21 protein-coding genes and 1 tRNA gene are annotated in these 22,528 nt (G+C 64.8%); 11 read left to right on the top strand and 11 right to left on the bottom strand.

Annotated elements, in window-relative coordinates; translation table 11 throughout:
• Window positions 1-102 precede the first annotated feature (102 nt).
• Window positions 103-906, top strand: coding sequence for a sterol desaturase family protein (locus ACETII_RS15005; protein ID WP_472786026.1), 804 nt, complete (start codon window positions 103-105; stop codon window positions 904-906).
• Between the two features lie 247 nt (window positions 907-1,153).
• Complete coding sequence (locus tag ACETII_RS15010; RefSeq protein WP_363347232.1) at window positions 1,154-1,645, top strand: ABC transporter permease; 492 nt, start codon at window positions 1,154-1,156, stop codon at window positions 1,643-1,645.
• A gap of 308 nt (window positions 1,646-1,953) precedes the next feature.
• Here ACETII_RS15010 and ACETII_RS15015 read toward each other — a convergent pair whose 3' ends face one another.
• From ACETII_RS15015 to ACETII_RS15025, 3 genes are all read right to left on the bottom strand, one after another.
• Window positions 1,954-3,189, bottom strand: coding sequence for a glycoside hydrolase (locus tag ACETII_RS15015; RefSeq protein ID WP_472786027.1), 1,236 nt, complete (start codon window positions 3,187-3,189; stop codon window positions 1,954-1,956).
• Between the two features lie 47 nt (window positions 3,190-3,236).
• Window positions 3,237-4,553, bottom strand: a complete 1,317-nt coding sequence (locus ACETII_RS15020; protein WP_472786028.1) for a family 1 glycosylhydrolase — start codon at window positions 4,551-4,553, stop codon at window positions 3,237-3,239.
• A 301-nt stretch (window positions 4,554-4,854) separates the two neighbouring features.
• Window positions 4,855-5,199, bottom strand: coding sequence for a hypothetical protein (locus tag ACETII_RS15025; protein ID WP_472786029.1), 345 nt, complete (start codon window positions 5,197-5,199; stop codon window positions 4,855-4,857).
• Between the two features lie 250 nt (window positions 5,200-5,449).
• On the opposite strand from ACETII_RS15025, the gene ACETII_RS15030 reads away from it, so the two are divergent.
• From ACETII_RS15030 to ACETII_RS15050, 5 genes are all read left to right on the top strand, one after another.
• On the top strand, window positions 5,450-5,893 hold the full coding sequence (locus ACETII_RS15030) for a hypothetical protein (RefSeq protein ID WP_363347240.1): 444 nt from the start codon (window positions 5,450-5,452) through the stop codon (window positions 5,891-5,893).
• A 472-nt stretch (window positions 5,894-6,365) separates the two neighbouring features.
• A complete protein-coding gene (locus ACETII_RS15035) occupies window positions 6,366-7,304 on the top strand; it encodes a Csu type fimbrial protein (RefSeq protein ID WP_472786030.1) in 939 nt (312 codons plus the stop codon).
• Between the two features lie 179 nt (window positions 7,305-7,483).
• Entirely contained in the window at window positions 7,484-7,987 is a 504-nt protein-coding gene (locus tag ACETII_RS15040; protein ID WP_472786031.1) for a Csu type fimbrial protein, read from the top strand.
• 82 nt (window positions 7,988-8,069) lie between these two features.
• Window positions 8,070-8,786 (top strand): fimbrial biogenesis chaperone, encoded by a 717-nt coding sequence (locus ACETII_RS15045; RefSeq protein WP_472786032.1) that lies wholly within the window; start codon window positions 8,070-8,072, stop codon window positions 8,784-8,786.
• The gene (locus ACETII_RS15050; protein WP_472786033.1) at window positions 8,761-11,232 is read left to right on the top strand and encodes a fimbria/pilus outer membrane usher protein; all 2,472 of its coding nucleotides are present in this window, start codon (window positions 8,761-8,763) and stop codon (window positions 11,230-11,232) included. Before ACETII_RS15045 ends, ACETII_RS15050 begins: the two co-directional genes overlap by 26 nt.
• Window positions 11,233-11,350: 118 nt before the next feature.
• Here the strand turns inward: ACETII_RS15050 and ACETII_RS15055 are convergent.
• The 3 genes from ACETII_RS15055 to ACETII_RS15065 all read right to left on the bottom strand — a co-directional run bounded on the left by ACETII_RS15055 (window position 11,351) and on the right by ACETII_RS15065 (window position 13,298).
• A tRNA-Ala gene (locus ACETII_RS15055) sits at window positions 11,351-11,426 on the bottom strand.
• Window positions 11,427-11,552: 126 nt separating this feature from the next.
• A complete protein-coding gene (locus ACETII_RS15060; protein ID WP_363347267.1) occupies window positions 11,553-12,914 on the bottom strand; it encodes a PleD family two-component system response regulator in 1,362 nt (453 codons plus the stop codon).
• Between the two features lie 9 nt (window positions 12,915-12,923).
• Complete coding sequence (locus ACETII_RS15065; protein WP_363347269.1) at window positions 12,924-13,298, bottom strand: response regulator; 375 nt, start codon at window positions 13,296-13,298, stop codon at window positions 12,924-12,926.
• 94 nt (window positions 13,299-13,392) lie between these two features.
• On the opposite strand from ACETII_RS15065, the gene ACETII_RS15070 reads away from it, so the two are divergent.
• Window positions 13,393-13,686 (top strand): DUF3572 family protein, encoded by a 294-nt coding sequence (locus tag ACETII_RS15070; RefSeq protein ID WP_472786034.1) that lies wholly within the window; start codon window positions 13,393-13,395, stop codon window positions 13,684-13,686.
• Between the two features lie 6 nt (window positions 13,687-13,692).
• Here the strand turns inward: ACETII_RS15070 and ACETII_RS15075 are convergent, their stop codons facing one another.
• The gene (locus ACETII_RS15075; RefSeq protein ID WP_363347273.1) at window positions 13,693-14,103 is read right to left on the bottom strand and encodes a GlcG/HbpS family heme-binding protein; all 411 of its coding nucleotides are present in this window, start codon (window positions 14,101-14,103) and stop codon (window positions 13,693-13,695) included.
• A gap of 144 nt (window positions 14,104-14,247) precedes the next feature.
• On the opposite strand from ACETII_RS15075, the gene ACETII_RS15080 reads away from it, so the two are divergent.
• From ACETII_RS15080 to glcF, 3 genes are read left to right on the top strand one after another with little or no spacing between them, the layout of a single operon-like run.
• Entirely contained in the window at window positions 14,248-15,741 is a 1,494-nt protein-coding gene (locus ACETII_RS15080) for an FAD-linked oxidase C-terminal domain-containing protein (RefSeq protein WP_472788176.1), read from the top strand.
• Window positions 15,742-15,744: 3 nt separating this feature from the next.
• Window positions 15,745-16,962 carry a glycolate oxidase subunit GlcE gene (glcE, locus tag ACETII_RS15085; RefSeq protein WP_472786035.1) on the top strand — a complete coding sequence of 406 codons (1,218 nt, stop codon included), beginning with the start codon at window positions 15,745-15,747 and terminating at the stop codon, window positions 16,960-16,962.
• A gap of 1 nt (window position 16,963) precedes the next feature.
• Entirely contained in the window at window positions 16,964-18,253 is a 1,290-nt protein-coding gene (gene glcF, locus ACETII_RS15090; RefSeq protein ID WP_472786036.1) for a glycolate oxidase subunit GlcF, read from the top strand.
• A 106-nt stretch (window positions 18,254-18,359) separates the two neighbouring features.
• On the opposite strand, the gene trpS is transcribed toward glcF, so the two are convergent.
• The 4 genes from trpS to ACETII_RS15110 form a co-directional block, all read right to left on the bottom strand.
• A complete protein-coding gene (gene trpS / locus ACETII_RS15095; protein WP_363347279.1) occupies window positions 18,360-19,394 on the bottom strand; it encodes a tryptophan--tRNA ligase in 1,035 nt (344 codons plus the stop codon).
• 110 nt (window positions 19,395-19,504) lie between these two features.
• Window positions 19,505-20,812, bottom strand: a complete 1,308-nt coding sequence (gene hslU / locus ACETII_RS15100) for an ATP-dependent protease ATPase subunit HslU (protein ID WP_472786037.1) — start codon at window positions 20,810-20,812, stop codon at window positions 19,505-19,507.
• Window positions 20,812-21,375 carry an ATP-dependent protease subunit HslV gene (gene hslV / locus ACETII_RS15105; protein WP_363347283.1) on the bottom strand — a complete coding sequence of 188 codons (564 nt, stop codon included), beginning with the start codon at window positions 21,373-21,375 and terminating at the stop codon, window positions 20,812-20,814. The genes hslU and hslV overlap by 1 nt, the downstream gene beginning before the upstream one ends.
• Window positions 21,376-21,520: 145 nt before the next feature.
• Window positions 21,521-22,435 (bottom strand): hypothetical protein, encoded by a 915-nt coding sequence (locus tag ACETII_RS15110; RefSeq protein ID WP_472786038.1) that lies wholly within the window; start codon window positions 22,433-22,435, stop codon window positions 21,521-21,523.
• Between the last annotated feature and the right edge of the window lie 93 nt (window positions 22,436-22,528).

A 22,528-nucleotide genomic window follows, 5' to 3' on the forward strand; every position in this document is an offset into this window, starting at 1 on the left:
ACGAAGCCGCAGCGGTCCGGGGCGGTGTGAAAACCCCTGATTGTGAAAACCCATGATCATGCGATCGCCATCCGGGACGGTCTTGCGAATTTGGAGTGGGCCATGAGCGCGTCGGGGATCGAAGGCTACCTTTTTGGAGTCGCCGGGCTGCTGTTCGCCGCCCTTCTCGTCCTGGAGAAGAAGTTTCCTTACGTGAAGGTTCCAAAACATGAGTTGAAGAAGTCTTTTGCGACGAACACGGGCGCGTTCCTGGCCAATAATTTGATTATGAGCGCATTCTCTATTTCCAGTCTGCTGCTCGTCGCCTCCAATTACGCCCATTATGGCCTATTGGGGAAAATGCAGGACGGACCCGCGAAGTGGATTTTGAGTTTCGTCCTGTTCGATTTCGCGGTCTACGTGTGGCACTACCTCGGCCATAAGTCCGAGTTTTTGTGGCGTTTCCACAAAATCCATCACAGCGACAAGAGCTACCACGTCACCACGGGACTGAGGTTTCACGTTTTGGACCAGTTTCTCGAAGTGCTGGTCAAATGCGCCTGCGTAGTGTTGTTCGGGGTCCCCGCCAGCATCGTGGTCGTCTGCGAGATCGTGCGGATGTTTTTTGTGCTGTTCCATCACGGGAATTTTACTTTCCCCGGCGAGCGGCTGCTGTCCTATGTCATCATCACGCCGCAACTGCACCGCGCCCATCATTCGACGCTTCGGGCGGAGCACGACAGTAATTACGGCATCGTCCTCTCGGTCTGGGATATGATCTTCGGGACGAGGAAGGAACTCACGCCAGCCTCCATCGGCTTGGAGCTGATCGAGGCGGAGAATCTCGTCCAATTGTTCAGCCTCGCCTTTCTCACGGAGCGGCGGCTGGCGCGGCTCCTGCACCTCGTGCCGCGCCGGCGGAACTAGGCTCCGTTTGGCCGCGATTCGCGGACGCCCTGACGCAACCTTGTTACGCCAGAGGTGAACCGCCGCGGGCGGATTTATCCACAATGTGCGCAACTGAATGATCTTATAGGCCTTTGCCGCGCAGATCAGTGGCCCAGGCAACGCTAACCTCGCGTCCGGGTTGAGATTTTTCCGCTTTTCTTGCCAAATGCTTAAAGTTTCGAGTCTCGTAACAGAATCTGATTTTTGCAAAAACCCGGGGGGAGTCGTGGGCACGCTGGACCTCGACCAAGTCGTCAACAGGTTGGTTCAAAAGGATCATTCAAGTCCCCGGCCGCTGCCGGGGTCGAAGCGCCGGCTCGGTCAGAGCGAGGAGGGCGCGACCTCCGTGTTGGAGTTGGTCTCAGAGGCGGCGGCGTCGATACGGCAACGGGAACAACAGGCGACGAACGCCGTGGCGCGCGCCCACAATGCGGCGAAAGCCGTGAAGCAGCAGTTGCAAAGCGCCGAGGCCCGCGCTGAACGCGCGGAAGCGGTCCTCCGCCAGGCCGAAAACGAACTCGCCGAGCTGACGGCGAGAGTCGCCCAGGCTCACAAGGACATCGAGCTCCTGCAGTCCTACATCGGCGCCAAAGAGGCCGAACTCGCCGCAACGGAGAATCGCGCCGTCAACGCAGAACAGCGCGGGACCGACTCCGAGGGGTCCATTCAGCGAATCGTCGAGGCTATTCGCCGCGAATTTTCTGTCAGCGGCGGCTAAAGGCCCCCTTCGGGGAAGATGGCGATTAATGCGCGCAGAATGGCGGCGTTTGCGGGACAGAGCTGTGGGAGCCGCGTGTAGTTTTTCTACAGTCGGTTCCCCTTCCAACTTGCCCGGGTCCCTTAGGACTCGGGCTTATTTTCGACCGCGAGAGCCATTGGCGAAAATAGTCCGTGGAAGGGCGGGAAAGTGGGTTCCGTCAACGGCGCGCTTCCTATAGCCAAGATGAAGGTTGTCTTGCCGACGACACGAGACGACCAACTTCAAACCCGGCCTCGAGCCGGGTTTGTTTTTCGCGCCGTCACGGCCTAGCGCCGACGCGACGCGTTTCGCATAGCGGCCCGCGGCGTTTCGCTGGCGCTCAGCCGAATTGGCGCAGCCTTCACAAGTCTCGACAGTGCTCTCCGGTGGAGCGCCTCCACCTTCTCGGCCGAACGAAGCGCGTCGAGCATCGGCGTGCAGACGAGACGGCCGGCGGAAGGGTCCCGATGGCACAGAGGGTCCCACAAGCCCATTGGGGTCCAGATGTCGCGGTCGTGCCACTCGGGCATGCCGAGGATCGGATAGAGGCAGACGCCCCTGAGGGGTTCGCCCTCGCTGAGCAACGCCTCCGCCATCCCCACGACTTCGCGAAGCCATGGCCCGCGGTTGTGGCCAATGTGGCTCGTCTCGGTAATCATCGCCTCCCGTCCATAGCGTTTGCAGACGGACCGGACGAGGTCGGCCAGCGGCGCGCGGCGCGCGTCGTCGTCGGCGAGCGGGGGAATAACGCCATGGCCGTTCGGGCGACCGTTGAGCTCCCACTGATTGGTCCAGTAGTAATTGATCCCGACGATATCGAGATGGTCTGGGCTTCCGCCGAGTTCCGGCAGCAGACGGCCGGACAGCATGTCCCACGACTGAAAAACCAACCGTTCGTTGAAATCCCGGGCCTCCTCCGCAAGATCGGGCCTATCGCGAGGCGCGACGACGCGGCACAACGGATCGACGTTGACGAAGCGCGCGCGCGGGCAGGCGGCGCGGATGGCGTCGATCCCGGCGATGGCCGCGCGCGCGAGCGCGACCTTGAGCTCCCAGCCGCGCCCCGTGGCGTGAGGAGCGAAAAGCCCTTTTTCGCCGGCGGCGTAGGACATGAAGGAAGGCTCATTGACGGGCGTGAAGAAAAACGGCCCTTCCGAGCGGGACATGATGAAGCGCGCCACGGCGTGGCAGTAGTCCGCGAAGCGAGTCGGAAAGCCCCTCGACCAGAGATCCACGTCTCTGGGAAACCCGTAGTGGAACAGGTCCCAGATGACATCGACGCGGTGGCGCTTCGCCGCCTCGATGAAGGGGGTCACAGTCGAAAAGTCATGCCGGCCTCTCTGGTCGACGAGCGGCCAGCGTATCGTTTCGCGCGCGGCGTGCAGGCCGAGACCCGCAATCTCACGATAGTCCTGGTCGAGCGTCCTGTCGTGGCCGGTCGCCGCAACCTGGTCGAACCATTCCCCGTGTCGGTTAAAGCCGGTCGAGCCTTCGAAGCCGGCAAAAAAGAAACTGCGAAACATGCCTGTTCCTCTCGCATCGTCTGAAGGGCGAAAAAAGAAAGCGTCGTCTATCCAGCGCGCATCGGGCTGCGGGGAGCGCCGCTCGCCGCCAGCGGACCGACCGACTGAGACCCGCCGCGAACCAGATCGCGATAGGCGCCGACCAGCCGCGTCTCCAGGCGGGCAAGCTGTCCGTTCGGATCAGGGTCGAGGTCCCACAGGCCCATTTGCAGCAGATGATCGTGCAGCGGGCGGCGACCCTGGCGATAGGCCCATGTCACCAGCGCAAACATCGGCCACCAAGTGTAACCCAGCATCGGCACGCCGTCGACGCGCAAGCGTCTCACGGCGGCGACCGACTGGCGCAACCAGTCCAACCGTCGCGCCGCCGAGCCTTTGTCGGCGGTCTCGGAAACCATCAGCGGCGCGCCATAGCGGTCGAAATACATGCGCCCGATCTTTTCGACCAGATCGCCCGACGCGTGCGGCATTCTGATCCGCAGACGTCCCGCGGCGTCGCGCAAAAGTTTCTTGCTCGTGAAGATCGGATAGAGATTGACGCCGATGATGGGCAGGTCCAGCGGCTGGTCGAGGAGGTTCTCGAGAACGTCTTCATCTGCGCCTTCGCTGATGAGCCAGTCCCACAGCGCATGGTTCCGGTCGACGCGACCGCTGATCAGGTCCAGCGCGAGAAAGACGATTTCCTGGCGGCGGCGCGCCTCCGCCACGAGCGTCGGATCGTCCGTGTCGAACATATCGGTTGCATCGACGTGGAACGGAACGATTTCCGCATCCACCTGTTGCAGCGCGCGCACGGTCTCGACAATGCCCTGGCAGATGGCGATCATAAGCGCGACGAAGCCGCGCCAGCTTCTCTCATAGGGCGGCCACCAGCCGAGCCGTCCGCAATACCAGGCGGTGATGCGCGGTTCGTTGAGCGGCGTATACCATCGCACGCGTCCGCGAAATCGCTCCGCCAGCCGCGCCGCATATTCGGCGACGTAATAGGGGTAATCGGGGTTGAGGAAGGCGCGCTCGATCCACGGCGGCAGCCCGTAATGCACGAGGTCGACGATCGGGTCGATCTTCAGCGCGAGCATGCGCTCCAGCGCTGCGTCGACAAAGCCCCAGGCCCAGACGTTCGGCGCGGGCTGCACGCGATGCCAGGGCACGCCATAGCGCGCGCAGGGCGTCCCCAGCTGGGCGATGAGCGCCAGGTCCTCGCGCCACCGATCGTAGTGTCCGGTCAGTTCATATTCGTCGAGTGTGCGGCCGGTTCGCGGATGCGGCGCCGTGATGAAGGTGTCCTCGATGCCGACGGCCCACAGAAAGGCGTCGGGCGCCGCCAGCCGCCCAAGGTCCGAGGCGGAGGGGAGGGCGCTCACGGGCCACGCGCGCGGGACCTGGCGGGCGGGGAGTGGCCAGGCATCGGGAGCCGTCTTGTCGCACTCATCCGCACGGGCGCCTCCGTCTCTGCAGGACGGGATCAAAACATCGAGCAGAGATAACCCTGATGAGCGGGCGCGGTTCCTCTCGAGCCTGTCTCGCCGTCGAGCTCTCGCCGGCGCTTGGACCCTCTCGAAACCCGAACGCTCGCTCGGGCGCCGGTCGTTCCGAGCGCGCTGGCTTATGCCTTTGCCTCGCAGAAGCGAAGCGCCCCGCGATTGAGCGGGGCGCTTGCGGTCGTCAGTGCTGCTTTGCAGGCTTCTTTGCATGGGGCGCGTGATGCGCCGGGGCAGGCTTCGGCGCAGCGGACGCGGGGGCCGTCGTGTCAGCGGCCTTTTCAGGCGCGGGACTGGCGGCGGGCGCCGCGGCGGGCGCAGGCTCCGGCGCGGAAGCGGCCGGCGGAGCGGCTTCGGCGGCCGGCGTCGCTTCTGGGACGGCGGTGGACGCCGGGGTTGTGGCGGGCGCTTCGGAAGAGGTCGGCGCGTTGCCCGCGCTGTCCACGGATTCAGGTTTCCGGAGCCAGCCGGCGTATACAGCGTAAGCAACGGCGCCGAGTACGACGGCGGCGATCAGAACGCGCTTCATGGGTAATCCTTTCGACGACAGGAAAGCAAACACGGGTTTGCTGTGATTCCCTGCGTTTGGCAATCTGCTAATCGCCGTATCGAAAGCATTCCCGTCGGGCTGAGATGGACATAGACGAGATCTTGAGCGCGCCAGCCCTTTCTTCTTCTATGGCTGAGCCTGATGAAGGCTTCACGCAGCGCTGATTTTCGCGACGGGGCCGGTCTTTTGTTCTATAAACTTGAGTCCCCACGAGCCCCCTGAGCAAAGCATGCTGTTTTACATCGGTCTGTTTTTGTCGGTGATTTTTGCAATCGACGTCTTCGCCGAGATGTTCGGCTACGGTCCACAGGCCTACATCGGCGCTCCGTTCGGCGTGGCGGCCTTTCTCCTCCTTTGGAGATTTCGCAGCCCGCAAACCACAGTCGCTTCCGAGCCGGAGGAAGCTCGGGACGAACCGGAGGCTGCGCCGCAAGCTTCGACGCCACAGCGAGTTCCCCCGGAGATTTTGGAAAAATGGGCGCGGCGGCATCGGCAGAGTCTCTCCAGGAGCGCGGCCTCGTCTGCGTCAGCGAGCGTGCAATCGTTATCTTCCGCCACGCCGGACCAGGACGTCGAAAAGAAGCATCGCAGGCGGCGCGGCAGCCAAAAGCGACCCGAACCGCCCAGCATTCTGGAGCGACTGAAAAAGGTTGCTCGAAGCCTGGATTCCTGACGCGCGGCCAATTTCGCCCTGCGCGACAGGGCCGCCTTAAGTCCTCGCTCGCGCTCAAGCCCGCGACGACCCGTGCGTTCACACACATCGCTTTCGGCCTCTCGCCGGTATCTTTTCACCAGTAACGGGGAGGGAGCGATGAAAAACTTCGACGATGAAGCGACTGTGGCGACCGTGATGGCCGTCGCGATGATGGGCGTTTGCTGGGCGGTTCTGATCGCTCCGCTTGCGGGCTGAGAGCGTTCCTGCCGAGCGATTGGAGCCAGTCAAAAGCAGAGCTCCGGCGGCCGCGCTTCCCGCCGAAAATTTGTCGCTTGCACGGTCTAAGCTTTAGCTTAGGCTGTGCCGTTGCGCCTTCGCAGCGGTGACGAGGGGCGGCCGAGGAGCACATTTGTCATTTAGGCGCCGGCGAAAAGGCTCGGCCCTCCGCCGAGGCGACAGTGGTCGCGACAGTCGGCGAGGCCCGGTTTCTTTGCTTGCCGCGCTTCTCGCGCTGGCCGCTTCGTTTCCCGACCTGGCGCGCGCCGGCGCCTCCTGCTCCTTCTCTCCACGACCGATAACGCTTTCGTTTGGGAGGCTGGGGGTTTCAAATCTGCAGGGCGCCACGACGACCGGTCGGTTCAGCGAATCCTGCCTGCCCGGACTGCAGACCGCTCAGATCGGGGTGTGCGCCAGGTTCGGAAAAAGCGCGGCCGGCGGCGACGAGTTCAACAGGGCGATGAATGACGGCGCCGGAAACTCGATCGCCTATGGTCTCTATCATGATCCGCAGATGACCGTCCCCTGGCTCGGGGAGTCCGAAACGGTGTTTCTGTCGACGCCCTACGACACGAACAGCGGCGCCAGCGTGCAGGGAACGGTCTATGCGAAAATCCTTTCCGCAACCGCCGGCCTGCCGGCGGGGACCTACACGGACGATATCTCCGGAGCGGCGATCGTCGCCGACAGCGGTTATGACGGCGTCTCCAATGCATGCCTGAGTGGTCTGCGGTCCAGCGATGCGCCGCTGCTTACGGTCGCCGTGACGCTGCAGGCCTCCTGCACGATCAGCGCGAGCAGCATGGTCTTTGCCAGCGCCGCGTCTCCCGCTGCGTCGGCGCAAGCCACGTCGAGGCTCGCCGTCGTCTGCACGAAGGATACGCCCTATGAGGTCGGCCTCTCGGCCGGCATGGGCGCCGGCGCGACGGCGACCGCGCGAAAGATGACCGGACCGGAAGGCAGAACGATCGGATACAATCTCTATCGCGACCCCGCCCATGCGCTGCCGTGGGGCGACGCCGCCGGCTTCAAACTGTCGGGCGTCGGCGCCGGCGGGGCGCAGACGTTGACCGTCTATGGTCTGGCGCCTGCGCAGGCGATGGGCGCGCCCGGCCTCTACACGGATACGATCATCGTCACCTTGACCTATTGAGCCGCGCGGCGTCCCAGGACGACGTCGGCCACGTTGATCTCGGAGCGGATGTCAAGCTCTGCGCAAGCCGAGTTGTATAAACTGGGCGACACAACTTATTTCTTGGTTAACAACATTTTAATACTTGAACTTGACTATTCCTGACCGACGCTATGAGGGCGTCGACACAGGAGTTGAAGATGAAGAGCTTTTTTCGTTTGGTTCTCGCGGCCGGGCTCGTGGCCGGGAGCGTCGACGTCGCCGGGGCGGCGACCAGCACCGCCACATTGAGCGTGTCCATGACGATCCAGTCGACATGCGCCATCACGACGCCCAACCCCTCCTTGGCCTTCCCCGTGTCGGGCAATTTGAGCAGCAACGTTGACGCGGCGCAGGTGTTCAACGTCCAGTGCACGTCCGGCACGCCGTATAACGTCGGTCTCGATGTGGGAAGCGGCGGCGGGACTGTCGCCATCCGCAAAATGAGGAATGGCACGGGCGCCGGCGCGCCGACCATCGATTACACGATGTATCGCGACCCAGCCCGCACCCAGGTGTGGGGCAATACGATTGGCACGGACACGCTGACCGGCACGGGCAGCGGCGCCGCTCAAACCTTGACGGTCTACGGGCGCGTGTTCGCTCAGACCACGCCGGCCGCGGGCACCTATACCGACACCGTCACCATCACGCTCACCTATTGACGCGCGCATCGGGAGCGTGGGCGCGGGCGCTCGCGCTTCCCGGCCGCTGGATCGCCGCCATTCTGGCCTTTCGGGACGACACATGAACTACGCCACTGGCGCTCTCTCGAGTCTTTTCCTTGCTTTCGCCGCGGCTCCGGTCCTTGCCGCCAACCTTCAGGTGGCGCCGGTGACGCTCGAAATTCCGCCGCCGGGCGCGACGACCACTGTCACGTTGAAAAACGGCGGCGACCGCCCGTTGACGGCGCAATTGCGCGTAGTCCGCTGGCGCCAGGTCGAAGGCGAGGACGATTACCAGCCGACCGAAGCCGTCGTCGCCAGTCCGCCGCTGGCCGAACTTTCCGGAAATCAGAGCTACACGGTGCGGATCGTGCGCGCCGACCAGTCTCCCGTCGTCGAGGAGGAGAGCTACCGTCTGATCGTCGACGAACTGCCGTCCGCCGCCGCCGCGGGGTCGAAATCCGTCAATCTCCAATTGCGCTATTCAATCCCCGTCTTTTTCTACGCCCCCGACGCAGAGCCGCCCAAGCTCACTTGGCGCTTTCGTAAAGCCAATGGCCGCATCGTCGTGACGCTGCGCAACGACGGCGGGCGCCACGTGCGCATTTCTGGTCTCAAGCTGAAAGACCGCTCCGGCGCCGTGGTTTCGTTTGGCAATGGCCTGATCGGCTACGCGCTTGCGCACTCGGAGGCCCAATGGACGTCGCAGCCCGCGAAGGGGCTTGCCGGCGACACGGTCGCCTTGAGCGCTGTGAGCGACCAGGGACCGATCGATGGCGAGGCGACGGCGGAACGCTGACGCGTGCATCCGCGTCGTTGCGATCCTGCGCTTGATCGGGGGGCTTGCGGCGCTCGTCCCTCACGCCCTCGCCGCTCAAGAGGCGCGCGACGCCACGCGGTCGCTGCAACTCGAGGTTTTCGTCAATGGCCATCCCCGCAATCTTATCGCCAAATTCAGCGAGCGCGCGGATGGCCGCCTCGCGTCGCCGTCGTCCGAACTCTCGGAGATCGGCGTGCGGACGCCCAAGGAAGGCGGCTCGGAGGAAGAGGAGGTCGCGCTCGACGCCATCCCCGGCCTCTCTTACGAATATGACGTCGCGAAGCAACAAATCCGCCTGACGCTCGCGCCCCAGGCGATGGCCGAGCGCGTCTACAAGGCGACGCCGGGGAGCGACAAAACACAGGAGGCGCCGCTCGAGTCCTCCTTCGGCGGTCTCCTCAATTATCACCTGCGCAGCTCGGTGATGCGCGATCCCCGTGGCGGTTTCGACTATCAGGGCGCGTCGGCGAACTTCGACGCGCGCGTTTTCTCGGATTACGGCGTGGTGAAATCCGGCGCGATCGTCGGCTCCACGGTCGCCAACCGTTTCACTCAGGTGCGCCTCGACACCAATTACACTTACGCCGACGACAGCCGCCTGATGAACTACGTGGTCGGCGACACGATCGCCCCGGGGCCGGCCTGGTCGCGGTCGATCCGTCTCGCCGGCGTGCAGATCCAGCGCAACTTCGGCTTGCGCCCCGACCTCGTCACGGCGGCGCTTCCCTCGGTCTCGGGCTCGGCGGCGGTGCCATCCACCGTCGACGTCTACGTCAACAACAATCTGACAATTTCGCAGCCCGTCGACGAGGGGCCTTATCGCATCGACGCCATTCCGGTCGCGGGCGACGGCACGACGCGCGTTCTGACGCGCGACGCGACGGGCCGGGTGATCGAGACCTCAACGCCGTTCATGGTCAGCAGCAAAATATTGAAGCAGGGGGCTTTCGACTGGTCGTTCGAGGCCGGCCTGCCGCGCCAGTATTACGCGATCCAGTCGAACCAATATGCGCACGTCGCGGTCGCCTCCGGCTCGATGCGCGGCGGGCTGACGGACTGGCTGACTCTCCAGGCCCATGGCGAGACTTCTTCTTCTCGCTTCGCCAATGCGAGCGCGGGCGCGAGCTTCCGCATTCTCGATCGCGCCGTGGCGACGTTGGCGGGGGGCGGAAGCTATTGGCGCGGCGAGGTCGGCGGCCTCATCTATGCGAGCCTGGAGACGCGTCTCTTCGGCGTGTCGGTGTCGGCGTCGTCGCAGCGCGCCTTTGGGTTGTTCAACGATCTCGCCACCGTGACCGCGCCGACCACCAACGCCTACAATCAGCCGCTTGCGTCCGCACTCTACAGTTCTCCGTGGATCCCAGGCGCCGCCGCCGCTTTCTACCGGACTTATTACGACGGCTTGCGTCCGTCGCGGGCGCTCGATCGCGTCTCCTTCAGCTTCCCCGCGCCCTTTGATGAGAAAACCGCCGTCAATCTTACCTTCGCCAATGTGACGCGGAGCGGAGGAGTGAACAATTCGCGCATGCTCACGCTCGGCCTCACCCGCACCTTCTTCGACGACGTAACCGCCTATCTCGCGGCCACCTATGATTTCGCCAACGCCGACCAGCGCGGCGTTTTCGCCGGCCTGTCCATCCCGCTCGGCGGCGAAACCGTGATGTCGACGTCCTTCTCGCCACAAAACACGGCGTCGTCGGTGACGGCGGACGTGGGGCGCATGGTCGGGCAGGAGCCCGGTTCATGGGGTTGGCGGGTGCGCAACACTGGCTTGACCGGCCAGGCCGCCTATCGCGAAGCGTCCGTCGGCTATCGGCACGAATACGGCCGCATCGACCTCGGGGCCTCGCAAATAGGCCGAAACTTGGGCGGCTACGCAGCTGCGGAAGGGTCGGTGGCGGCGATCCGGGGCGCGGGCGTTGGTCTTGGCAATCCGATCAGCGACTCTTTCGCCATGGTCAACGCCGGCGCGCCGGGCGTGGAGCTTCTTGCGGAAAATCGCCCAATCGGGCGCACGAACATGTTTGGAACTATCGTCGCGCCCAACTTACGCGCTTATGAAATGAATCGTCTGTCGCTCAACGTCGAGACCCTGCCGCTCGATCGTTCGATCGCGCAGACAGAACGCCTCGTGCGGCCCGCGCGCAATGCCGGCGTGGCGGTGGATTTCGTCGGCAAGCGGCGTCAGGCCGGCGTCACGGTGATCATGAAAGACGCCAGCGGCGCCTTCCTCCCGCCCGGCTCGCGCGCCGTCCTCAGCGGCGCAGGCGACGCCGCCGTCGTCGGCTATGACGGGCGTCTCTATGTGCCGGAGCCGCAGGCGGAAAATGAGGTCGTCGTTTCGCTCGACGCTAAGGAGTGCCGGGCGAGTTTCACTTACGCGCCGGAGAATGGCCGCGCGATCGGGCCGGTGGCGTGCGAGTGAGCCTATTTTGCTCGAATTCGCCAACAGCGAAGTGGCGGCCCTCGATGCGTGAGAGCGAACAGCGCAGCTTCACCGAACGCCACGATGTGGCGAGCGCACAGCTAATTTATTGTTTGATTGGTGGAGCCAGACGGAATCGAACCGACGACCTCTTCAATGCCATTGAAGCGCTCTCCCAACTGAGCTATGGCCCCAGCTTTGTTACGGGCCTCTTGGGGGGAGGCTTCGGCCGACGCGCGGCGTCGACGGGCGCTGTATAGTTCAGCCGGGCGCGCCCTGCAAGCCCGCCTGGAAATTTTATGCATCCGCCCGCGCGGGCGTCACGCTGCGACCGCCGTCACGCGGTTTCTGCCGGCGGTTTTCGAGGCGTAGAGCGCCTTGTCCGAGCGGCGCAGAAGGGCGTCGGCGTTGGCGTCGGCGCCGCGCTCGGCGAGGCCGATCGAGGTCGTGATTGCAATCGTCCGGCTGCCCTTGGGGTCGATGGGGAAGGGCTCGCTTTCAACGGCCGCGCGCACGCGCTCGGCCACCCGTTCGGCCATGGCCAGCGGCGTATCGGGCATGACGACCACGAATTCCTCGCCGCCCAGCCGGCAGACCAGGTCGGCGCCGCGCAGGACGCGCTTGATACGCCGGGCGAAGACCTTGAGCACCTCGTCGCCGGCGTCGTGGCCATGGGTGTCGTTCACCGACTTGAAATGGTCGATGTCGAGAATCATCAGCGACAGCGGCCGACCCTTGTGCGCGGCCTTGTCGAGAGCCTGGGCGAGATGCGTCTCCAGGAAGCGCCTGTTGTTGAGCCCGGTCAACGCGTCGACCACCGCGAGCTCAATCGCCGCCTGGACGTTCTCGCGCAGCGAATCGGCGTAGCGCTTGCGGCGCAGCTGCGTGCGCACGCGGGCCAGCAGTTCGTTGCGGTCGATGGGCCGCACGATGTAGTCGTTGACGCCAAGGTCGAGCCCGCGCAGGATGCGCGGCCGGTCTTCGGCCTCGGCGAGCAGCAGGATCGGGATCGCTCGGGTGCGTTCGAGCGAGCGCAACTGGCTGCATAGGCGCAGTGAGTCGAAATCGGCGAGATTCAGGCTGACGACGACGAGTTCGTAAGTGTTTTCCGCCGCCCGGAACAGCGCCTCCTGGGGCTGCGCCTCGATGTCCACGTCATGATAGTCGCGCAGCGTGGCGGTGATTCGGTCGGCCGAGCTTGCGCGGTCTTCGACGAGCAGGATGCGGCTGCGCGCGCCGTCGTTGGGCTCGCGCGAGGCGAGACCGAGATTGGCCGAGGTGCTGGCGCGGGCCCGCAGTTCGTCGAGCATGATCTTCAGGCGCGTCAGCGATCGAACGCGGGCGATCAGCGCGAGTTCATCCACCGGCTTGGTGAGGAAGTCGTCGGCGCCGCATTGCAGGCCGCGGACGCGGTCGGCCGGCTGATCCAGCGCCGTCACCATCACGACGGGGAGATGCATTGTGGCGGGGTCGGCCTTGAGCCGCGTGCAGACCTCGAAACCGTCCATGCCCGGCATCATGACGTCGAGCAGCACGATATCGCAGGCGCCGCTGCGGCAGAGCTCAAGGGCCTGTGGGCCGTTGGTGGCGGAGACGACGTCAAAATATTCAGCCGTCAGGCGGACTTCGAGCAGTTTGACGTTGGGCAGGAGATCATCGACGATGAGGACGCGGGCGGTCATCTGCGCTTCCTAGGCCTTTTCCGCGAGGAAGGAATTCACGGTCTCCAAGAACTTCGCGACAGAGATGGGCTTGGACAGATAGGCTTCGCAGCCGCCCTGACGGATCTTCTCTTCGTCGCCCTTCATGGCGAAGGCGGTGACGGCGATGATCGGGATGTCGCGCAACTCTTCGTCGTCTTTCAGCCATCGGGTCACTTCGAGACCGCTGACCTCGGGAAGCTGAATGTCCATGAGGATGAGGTCCGGCCGGTGCTCGCGGGCGAGCGCCACCGCCTCGACGCCGCTCTTGGTGCGCAGCGTCGCATAGCCGTTCGCCTCCAACAGATCGTTGAAGAGCTTCATATTGAGTTCGTTATCCTCTACGATGAGGACGGTTTTCTTCATGGGGCGACTCTCGATCGGCCGCGCCTCGGATAGGCTTCGCAGAAGGCCGTTGAATCCGTAAATTAGCACGGGAATCTTAATGAAAGCCGGTTTCATGTCACCCGGTCGCCGCAACCCCGAGGGCGAAGGCCCGGCGGCCGCCGAATTGGCGCTGCTGGCTTTGGCTTATCTCGCCGGGGACGAGGATCGGGTTGCCCGCTTCCTCGCCCTCACCGGGCTCGATGCGGGCGATGTCGCCGGGCTTCTCGGCGATCGCGGCTTCCAGCTCGCCGTCCTCGATCATCTCGCCGGCGACGAAACCCTGCTGATGGACTTCGTCGCGGAAAAAGCCCTGCCGCCCGAGGCTGTGGGCCGAGCCCGGCGCGCGCTCGGGGGCGGGGAGGTTTAGGGGTTCTCAACCCTCCGCCCCGAGCGCCTCCGCCCCAGCCTTGGCGACGGCGCCGTCCTCGAAGGATTGCACGCCGGAGACGCCGATGGCCCCGACGACCTGCCCTTCATGCATGAGCGGCAGCCCGCCTTCGACCGGGGTGATGTGCGGCAGGCTGAGGAGCGCCACGCGGCCGCCGGCCACAGTTTCCTCGAGGGCCTTGGTCGGGCGGCGAAACAGCGCCGCGGCCCGGGCCTTCGCTTGTGCGATGTCGCAGGAGGCCGGCTGCACGTCGTCGAGACGCTCGAGGTAGACGAGCAGGCCGGCGTCGTCGACGATGGCGATCACCACGGCCCAATCGTTGCGGCGGGCTTCTTCCGCGGCGGCGGCCGCGACGCGCTTGGCGTCGGCGAGGGTCAGGGCGAATTTCATTTTCATGGGCGCTCCTCTTTTGTCGTCACAGGCCGTTCCGCCGGGCTTGGGACTTCCCAAAGCCGGGCAAAATCCTTAGGGAAATCCCATGACGAGGCGACGGGCGCAATGGCGCGCCGCCTTCAACAACGGCGCAAGGAGGCGCTCGCCATGACGCTCATCATGCCCGCGCCGGAGCCCGAGATTCTGGCCCGCCGCGAGCTATTGATCCAGCGGCTGCGCGCCATTCTCCCGGAGCCCAGTCTCATCGTCGACGAGACGGCGCGCCGCGCCTATGAATGCGACGGCTTCACCATGTATCGGGCGCTGCCGCTCGTCGTGGCGCTGCCGGAGACCGTGGCTCAGGTGAGCGCGATCATGGCGCTGGCGGCGGAAATGAACGTCAAGATCGTGCCGCGCGGCGCCGGAACGTCACTTTCGGGCGGCTCCATGCCGCTCGAGGACGGCATTCTCCTTGGCATGTCGAAGTTCAACCGCGTTCTCGAGATCGACTATGAAAACCGCTGCGCGCGCGTGCAGCCCGGCGTCCAAAATCTGGCGATCACGCGGGCCGTAGAGGGCAGGGGCTTCTATTACGCGCCCGATCCCTCCTCGCAGATCGCCTGTTCCATCGGCGGCAATGTCGCCGAAAACGCCGGTGGCGTGCATTGTCTCAAATACGGGCTGACGACCAATAATATTCTGGGCCTCGAAGTCGTGCTGATGGGCGGCGAGATCCTGCGGCTCGGCGGCAAGCATCTCGACAGCGAGGCTTACGACCTGCTGGGCCTCATGACCGGCTCCGAGGGCCTGCTGGGCGTGGTGACCGAAGTCACCGTCCGCATTCTGCAAAAGCCCGCGGTCGCGCGCTGTCTTCTCGTCGGTTTTCCGAGCGTGGCCGCCGGCGCGCGCTTCGTCGGGGCGGTCATTGCGGGCGGCGTCATACCTGGCGGCATGGAGATGATGGACAAGGCGACCATTCACGCGGTCGAGCGCTTCCAGCCCTGCGGCTACCCGCTCGACGCCGAGGCGCTGGTCATCGTCGAGCTGGACGGCACGCAGGCGGAAGTCGATCATCTCGTTCGCGTCGTCGAGGGGATCGCGCGCGACGAGGGCGCGACCACGACGAAGATTTCGACCAGCGAGGCGGAACGCCTGCAATTCTGGGCCGGCCGCAAGAACGCCTTCCCCGCGGTCTCCTGCATCAAGCCCGATTATCTGTGCATGGACGGCACGATTCCGCGCGCGCGCCTGCCCGAGGTGCTCGCGGGCATGGACGAGATCGCAAAGGCGCAGGGCCTTCAGGTCGCCAATGTCTTTCACGCCGGCGACGGCAATCTGCATCCGCTGATCCTTTACGACGCCGCCATCGAAGGCGACGTCGAACGCGCCGAAAAAGTCGGCTTCGACATTCTGCGCCTGTGCGTCGCCGTCGGCGGCGTGCTTACCGGCGAGCATGGCGTCGGCGTCGAAAAGCGCGATCTGATGGGCGAGATGTTTACTGAAACTGATCTCGAGCAGCAGATGCGGGTGAAATGCGCCTTCGATCCGATGAACCGCTTGAACCCCGGCAAGGTGTTTCCGATCCTGCATCGCTGCGCCGAATTCGGCATGATGCATGTCTCGGGCGGCAAGGCGCCATTCCCCGACCTGCCGAGGTTTTAAAGGATGGACGCGACGTTCGACTCGATGGACGTTCGTGACGCCGCCGACGCCATCGAGGCGCTGCGCGGCGCCGCTGCGCGCAATCAGCCGCTCGCCATCGTCGGCGCGGGATCGAAAAAGCGTCTTGGCCGACACGCGCCGGCGTCGCGCGAATTGTCGACGCGCGCCCTCGCCGGCGTGACCCTCTATGAGCCCGAGGAGCTGGTGCTCTCGGCCGGCGCCGGCACGCCGCTGCGCGAGATCGAGGCGTTGCTCGACGCGCATCGCCAGCAGTTCGCCTTCGAGCCGATGGACTATGCGCCGCTCTTCGGCGGCGCGACGCGCAGCGCCACGATCGGCGGCGTGATCGCCGTCAACGCTTCAGGGCCACGCCGCATCAAGGCCGGCGGGGCGCGCGACCATCTTCTCGGTTTCCAATGCGTCACCGGGCGCGGCGAGAAGGTGAAATCCGGCGGCCGCGTCATGAAGAACGTCACGGGCTACGATCTCTCGAAGCTCATTTGCGGCTCATATGGAACCCTTGCGCTGCTCACGGAAGTGACGCTGAAAGTCTTGCCCAAGGCGGAGACGGAGCAGACGCTGCTCGTCATCGGCCTCGATGAGGCGCAAAGCCTCGCGCGACTGCGCCGCGCTTCTGGGACGCCGCACGAGGCGTCGGCTTTCGCCATGCTGCCGGCCGGCGCCGAACCGCTTGGTTACGATGGCAATGTCGCGGCGCTGCGACTGGAAGGACCGGAGGTTTCGGTGGCGACGCGGCGCGACGCGCTCATCACCGAGCTTGCCGACAGCGGCGCTGAGTTCGAGACGCTTACGCAGGAAGATTCGGCGGCGCTCTGGGCCTCGTTGCGCGACGCCACGCCAATCGCGGGCCACTCGGGCCAGGTCTGGCGTCTGTCGCTGGCGCCGACCGACGGGGGCAAGGCGGTGGAGGCGCTGCGCCGGGGCGGCGCGCCGATCCTTGCTTATTTCTACGATTGGTGCGGCGGGCTCGTCTGGCTCTGCCTCGAGCCGGCGCCGGACGCGCATGCCGCCGCCGTGCGCGCCGCCGTCGACAGCTATGGCGGCCATGCGACGCTGATCCGCGCCGCCGACGAGACGCGCGCCAAGGTCGACGTCTTCCATCCCCAGCCCGCGCCGCTCGCCGCGCTGACGCGTCGGGTGAAGGAGAGCTTCGATCCGGCGCATGTTCTGGAGCGGGGCCGCATGCGGGCGGAGTATTGAGATGCAGACGCATTTCTCGCTCACCGCGCTCGCCGATCCAGACACGGCGTCCTGCGAAAAAATCCTGCGCGCCTGCGTGCATTGCGGATTTTGCAACGCGACCTGCCCGACCTTTCTGCTCACCGGCGACGAACTCGATTCCCCGCGCGGGCGCATCTATCTCATCAAGGAGATGCTGGAGAACGATCGCGCCGCGGATGCGCGCACCGCGCGGCACGTCGACCGCTGTCTCTCCTGCCTTTCCTGCATGACGACCTGTCCGTCGAGCGTGCATTACATGCATCTCGTCGATCATGCGCGCGCCCATATCGAGAAGACGTATCGCCGCTCCTTCGCAGACCGTGCGCTGCGCGCGCTGCTCGCCTTCGTGCTCACGCGGCCCGCTTTGTTCCGCCTGGCGCTGCGCGCCGCGGCGCGCGTTAAACCGATCGTTGACCGCTTACCGACGTCTCTGCGTCCGCTGCTGACGCTCGCGCCCGATCAGGCGCCGGCGCCCTCGGACGTGGACCGGCCGCAGGTCTTTCCCGCATCGGGCCGCCAGCGGATGCGCGTCGCGCTGCTGAACGGCTGCGCGCAGACGGTTCTCGACACCCGCATCAATGAAGCCACGGTGCGCCTGCTCACCCGCCATGGCGTCGAGGTGGTCGTCGCGCAGGGCGCAGGTTGCTGCGGCGCGCTCCCGCATCATCTCGGCAAGGCCGCCCAGTCGCATGCATTGGCGCGCCGCAACATCGAGGCCTGGACGCGTGAGATCGAGAGCGGCGGGCTCGACCATATCGTCATCAATACCTCGGGCTGCGGGACCAGCGTGAAGGATTATGGTTTCATGTTCCGTAACGACGCGGCGCTGGCGCAGAAGGCCGCGCGCGTCTCGGCGATCGCCTGTGACGTGAGCGAGCTCGCCGACAAATTGCCGTTGGCCCCGACAGGCGCCGCGCCGCCTCTGCGCGTCGCCTATCACGCCGCCTGCTCACTCCAGCACGGCCAAAAGATCACCCGAGAGCCCGTGGCGGCTCTGGCGCGCGTGGGCTTCGAGGTTCTTGCCGTTCCGGAGGGCCACATCTGCTGCGGCTCGGCGGGGACTTACAATCTTTTGCAGCCGGAGCTCGCCGACGCGCTTCGCGCGCGAAAGGTCGCCAATATCGAGAGCGTGCAGCCCCACACGATCGCGGCGGGCAACCTCGGCTGCATGGCGCAGATTCGCGTCGGGACTTCGATCCCGGTCGTCCATACGGTGGAGCTATTGGACTGGGCGACGGGCGGACCGAGGCCGGAGGGCCTTGTGGCCTGAAAAGATCATCCCCATTGCAAACGTTTGATCCACGCCTCTTGGGGCGTGGATCTCATTCTTGTCGGGGTGTAATCACAAACGACCGGCAGAACGAAAGGTAAGGCTTTTACCTCAAAAACCCCACGATATCCTTCACCGCGTTCATATTCTCGCGGGCGATGGCGCGGGCGCGTTCCGAGCCGTCGCGCAACACCGTGTCGATATAGCTTTCATCCTCGCGAATACGGCGCATCTGCGCCGTGATCGGCGAGAGCTTGGCGACAGCGAGATCGACGAGCGCGCTCTTGAACGTCGAGAAATTGGCGCCGCCGAATTCGCTCAGCACATCCGGCTTGGCGCGTCCGGAGAGCGCGGCGAATATCCCGACGAGATTGTCCGCCTCGGGGCGCCCTTCGAGGCCTTTTTCTTCCGACGGCAACGGCTCGGGGTCCGTCTTGGCTTTCTTCACCTTCTGCGCGATCTGGTCGGCGTCGTCCGAAAGATTGATGCGCGAATAATCCGACGCGTCGGATTTCGACATTTTCTTCGTGCCGTCGCGCAGGCTCATCACACGGGTCGCGGGGCCGGAAATCAGCGGCTCCGGCAGCGGGAAGAAAGCGCCCCCGAACCCGTTGCGCTCGATCGACGACCCGAAATCATTGTTGAACTTTTGCGCGATGTCGCGCGCCAGCTCCAGATGCTGCTTCTGATCGTCGCCGACCGGTACATGCGTGGCGCGATAGATGAGAATGTCGGCCGCCATGAGCACGGGATAGTCGAGCAGGCCGACGGAGGCGTTCTCGCGATCCTTGCCAGCCTTGTCCTTGAACTGGGTCATGCGATTGAGCCAGCCAATGCGGGCGACGCAATTCAAGACCCATGCGAGCTCCGCGTGCTCCGGCACCTGGCTCTGATTGAAGACGATGTTCTTCTTGGGATCGATGCCGCAGGCGATGAAGGCCGCCGCGATCTCGCGCGTGTTGTTGCGCAGTTCGATCGGGTCCTGCGGGACGGTGATGGCGTGCAGGTCGACGACGCAATAGAGGCAGTCGAAGCTTTTCTGCAGCTCGACGAATTTGACGATCGCGCCAAGATAGTTGCCGAGGTGCAGATTGCCGGTGGACTGCACGCCCGAGAAGACGCGCTGGGGGAAGGTCGACATGGTCACGCCAAAGGTTGAAGGACTTTGCCGGACTTATGACAATGCGCGGGCGCGGGCGCAAGTGCAGTGTGGAGGCCCTCTCCCGGTTCAGGGAGAGGGCGAGCCTGCGGTCAGAGAATAAACCGGCTCAAATCGCGGTTCTTCGCCAGATCGCCAATGTGCTTTTCAACATAGTCGCCGTCGATCACAATCTTGTCGCCGGCGCGGTCCGAGGCCGAGAAGCTGATGTCGTCGAGCACGCGCTCCATGACTGTTTGCAGCCGGCGGGCGCCGATGTTCTCAACCGACGTGTTCACCGCGACGGCCACCTTGGCGATGGCGTCGATGGCCGTTGGCGCAAATTCCAGCGTCACGCCTTCCGTGCCCATGAGCGCCACATATTGCTTGGTCAAACAGGCTTCGGTCTCGGTGAGAATGCGCCGGAAATCCTCTTCATTGAGCGAGGCGAGCTCGACGCGGATCGGCAGGCGGCCCTGAAGTTCCGGGAGCAGATCGGAAGGCTTGGCGACATGGAAGGCGCCCGAGGCGATGAACAGCACATGGTCCGTCTTCACCGACCCGTGCTTGGTGGCGACCGTCGTGCCCTCGATGAGAGGCAAGAGGTCGCGCTGCACGCCCTCGCGCGATACGTCAGCGCCGCTGCGGCCTTCGCGGGCGCAGATCTTGTCCATCTCGTCGATAAACACGATGCCGTTGTTTTCGACCTCGTGAATCGCTTCGCGAACGCTCGCCTCCTGATCGATGAGCTTGTCGCTTTCCTCCGCGAGCAGCGGGCCGCGCGCCTCCTTTACGCTGAGCTTGCGGGATTTGCCGCGCTGCATCGCCTTGCCGAAGAGATCGCCGAGCGAGAAGGCCGAGACGCTTCCGCCCCCCGGCATGTTGGGCAATTCGAACATTGGCATGCCGCCGCCCGTCTGCTGCAGTTCGACTTCGACTTCCTTGTCGTCGAGTTCGCCGTCGCGCAGCCGCTTGCGGAAGGTCTCGCGCGTCGCGGGCGAGGCGGCGGGGCCGACGAGGGCGTCGAGCACGCGTTCTTCGGCGGCCTTTTCGGCGCGCGCCTCGACTTCCTTGCGGCGGCGCTCCTTCACCATGACGATCGCGACCTCCATGAGATCGCGGACGATCTGCTCAACGTCGCGGCCGACATAGCCGACCTCGGTAAATTTCGTCGCCTCGACCTTGAGAAAAGGGGCGTTGGCGAGGCGGGCGAGGCGCCGCGCGATCTCGGTCTTGCCGCAGCCCGTCGGACCGATCATGAGAATGTTCTTGGGCATCACCTCTTCGCGCATCTGCCCTTGCAATTGCAGACGGCGCCAGCGGTTTCGCAGGGCGATGGCGACGGCGTGCTTGGCGTCGTTCTGGCCCACGATATAGCGGTCCAGTTCGGAGACGATCTCGCGCGGCGAGAAATCAGCCATTAGATTTTCTCCACCACGATGTTGTGGTTGGTGTAGACACAGATGTCCGCGGCGATGTTCATCGCGCGTCGCGCAATCGTTTCGGCGTCGGCTTCGGTGTCGATGAGCGCGCGGCCGGCGGCCAGCGCATAATTGCCGCCCGACCCGATGGCCGCGACGGCGCCGCCGTCAGTCGCTTCCGGCTCGAGCACGTCGCCCGAGCCTGTCAGCACCAAGCCGACGTTTTTATCCGCGACGAGCATCATGGCCTCGAGGCGGCGCAGATAGCGGTCCATGCGCCAGTCCTTGGCGAGCTCGACGCAGGCGCGCATCAATTGGCCGGGGTATTGTTCGAGCTTCGTCTCGAGCCGCTCGAACAGGGTGAAGGCGTCGGCCGTCGCGCCGGCGAAACCCGAGATGACGTCGCCCTTGCCGAGGCGTCGCACCTTTCGCGCATTGCCTTTCATGATTGTCTGGCCGAGGCTCACCTGCCCGTCGCCGGCGATGACGGTCTCGCCCCTTTTCTTCACCAATATGATTGTGGTCGCATGCATTTGCGGCGACTTCTCTCGTTCGCTTTCCATTCCAAGCCTTCCCGCGCAATAGGTTAGGCGCATGTAGGAACTTTGCGCGGTTCGAGCAAGGGCGGGGCCGCGAGCCGCTTCCTCCATGGGGAGGGAGTTGAGGCGACAGGCTGGGGCGCTGCCGATCGCCGCCCCGACAGTCGCTTTACTGTCCGGCGAACCGATCCGCGATCGCCTGCGCCTCATTCGCCAGCGCTGGGAAAAAGGCCGCCTTCGGCGTCCGTTCGGCGTAACAGGCGTGGTAATCCTTATCAGCCTTTTGCTGAACGGCTTCGGTCTCCTTCGCGATCTGCGCGCTCTTGGCGGCGCTGGCCTTGGCTGACTCCTCGACGGCCGCCTCCACCTTGCGCTCCGCTGCGGTCCAGATCGCCTCGCAAGCGGGAATCGGCGAGAATTTCTTCGCCGCCTCCCGTGCGATATAGACCTTTCCGTCCCGGCGCAGCGCCACGATGATGTCCTGCTCGGGGTGGGGGCCGACATCCTGCGCCCAGCCGCCGAGCGCCGCATAGGCGTAGGTTACGCCCGCCGGTTTCTTGATCGGCAGGTCGATCGTCTTATCGAGCGCGGCGTCCAGCCCCAGGGCGAAGGTGTAGAATTCCGGGTTGGCGAGCGCCTCCTCGAAGCCGGGCGGCGTTTTCCGGGTTTTCGTCCACCATTCCTGGGGTTTGCTCACCCAGTGGGAAAAAAGGCCGTCGGTCGTGACATAGACCTGCGGACCGTCGGCCGCCTGCGCGCCGCCGCCGTCCTCGGCGAAGCGCAACGCGTCGAGCGCGCCGAAGCCGACGTTGTTTTCGGAGAGGGTCTCGAGCGCGATCTTTCCGGTTGCGGGGTACGGCTTTGCCGAGAGCGGGCCGATCATCGCCTGGAGCCGCCCGTTGAGCTCGGCGAGCGCTTTGTTCTCGATCTTGCCAGGGTCGGCGGACGGGTTCTTCGCCTCGAACTTCTTCACTTTCGCGATGGCGTCGTCGCGCGCTGAAATATACTCTTCCTCCGGCGTGGCCGCCCGCACGGCGCAGAACGCGACAAACAGCAGCGGCAGGGCGAGTGGCGCTGGTCTCATGGAAAGCCCTCCAAAATCCGGTTGCGACGATCGCAGCAGGCGTCAAGATTAAGCTCGCGCGCGCCAATCCGCCAGCCGGGCGGAATCGGTGGC

The organism is Methylocystis sp. NC52PC (assembly GCF_055698645.1).